Origin of the sequence: Alteromonas sp. KUL106 (genome assembly GCF_009811415.1) — a bacterium.
In the GTDB taxonomy this organism is placed as follows: Bacteria; Pseudomonadota; Gammaproteobacteria; order Enterobacterales; family Alteromonadaceae; genus Alteromonas.
Genome location: NZ_BLIG01000081.1, coordinates 1 through 1,857 on the forward strand (window position 1 = coordinate 1; position 1,857 = coordinate 1,857).

Annotated in this window: 1 protein-coding gene; it reads left to right on the forward strand. The window is 51.4% G+C overall.

All coding sequences use genetic code 11. The features are described 5' to 3' along the window. The coding region (locus GVO63_RS19305; RefSeq protein ID WP_201281938.1) for an Ig-like domain-containing protein at window positions 1-1,857 on the forward strand (1,857 nt) is incomplete at both ends.

A 1,857-nucleotide genomic window follows, 5' to 3' on the forward strand; every position in this document is an offset into this window, starting at 1 on the left:
AGGGTGAATTTACGGTTAACGCCAGCGTCACCGACGAAGCAGGCAATACGGCAAGTACCCAAATATTCGGCGCTATCGACGTGACTGCGCCAACCATCTCATTAAACGACCCAGGAATAAATGGCGATGCTACGCCCACACTTTCGGGGTTAACGGATGCCGTGCCCGGAAGCACAATAACGCTTACCGTTACCGATAGTGGAGGCGTTATTCAAACCTTTACCACTACCGTGCTTGCCGATGGTACCTTTACCGTTGAAGTCCCAAATGCGGTGGCCGAAGGCACATACAACGTGACTGCAGAGGTAACGGATGCTGCGGGCAACACGGCGCAAGCAACTACGAGTGGCGATTACGATTCTACTAGTCCGTCAACCACTGTAAATCAACCTACAACAACAAATGATACAACCCCAAATATTTCCGGTGAGACCGATGCGCCTCCAGGCAGCGAAGTTATCATTGTCGTTACGGATAGCGAGGGTAACGAACAAACGATTGTTACCACCGTGGGTGCTGACGGCACATTCAATGAAGATGTGCCAGTAGAGCTAAGTGAAGGTGAGTACACGGTTGATGTTACCGTTACTGCACCGACAGGCAATAGCTCTACAACCACAGTTACCGGAGAAATTGACACTACAGCGCCAACGCTCACCCTTGAAAATCCTGGCAGCACGGGGGACACCACGCCAACGCTTTCGGGCACCACTGACCTTCCTGAAGGAAGCACGGTCACGCTTGTCGTAACAGATAGCGCTGGAAACACGCAAACTATCAATGCCTTGGTCGATGCAAATGGTAGCTTTAGCGTAGATGTGCCGAACGCACTAGCTGACGGCGACTTTACTGTGACTGCCACTGCAACCGACAGTGCAGGCAATACCGCGAATGCCAATACAACAGGTAGTGTAGATAGCGAAGCGCCGCTATTAACCCTTGATACACAAGGCGCTACTAGCGATGTTACCCCTACTATCACAGGTACTACCGACGTGGCACCTGGCACACTGGTTACCATTACTGTGGTAGATGCCAACGGTAACTCGCAAAGTTTCCAAGCAGCCGTGCAAGCAGACGGCACATTCAGTGCCGATGTGCCTAGCGCCCTGGCTGAAGGTGACTTTACCGTTACGGCAACAGTAAGCGATACACAAGGCAACACCGCGACGGCAAACGAAACAAATGGAAGTATTGATACACAAGCGCCTATTGTTAACGTTAACCCATTAGATTCAGGTAATGACACTACGCCGGTTATTTCGGGTAATACAGATTTACCTGAAGGTGCTGTCGTTGTGATCACCGTAACTGACAGCAATGGCGACACGCAAACCATTAACGCATTGGTTGATGCAGACGGCAACTTTGCAGCGGAAGTATTGTCTCCACTGCCTGAAGGAGATTATAGCGTCGAAGTTACTGCAACAGATGATGCAGGTAATTCAACCACCGCAACTGAGGACGGTGGCAATATTGACATTACAGCCCCTGCTGCACCTACTGTTAACGCAGGTAATGGTACCGAAATTACCGGTACCGCCGAAGCGGGCAGCGAAGTCAATGTTGATGTAAACGGTGATGGCATCCCCGATTTTACCGTCACAGCAGATGGCGACGGCAATTGGAGTATTACGCTTGATACACCGATTGCCGACGGCGTAATCGTGACCGCAACGGCAACTGACGCAGCGGGTAATATTGGCAACCCAGCCTCAGACACGGTTGATGCAGCAGCGCCAGTGGTCACCTTTAACGATTTAACAACCAACGATGCAACGCCGGCGCTTACTGGTTCGGTTGACGACCCAACAGCCACGGTGGTTGTTACCATCAATGGTGCGGACTATACCGCCA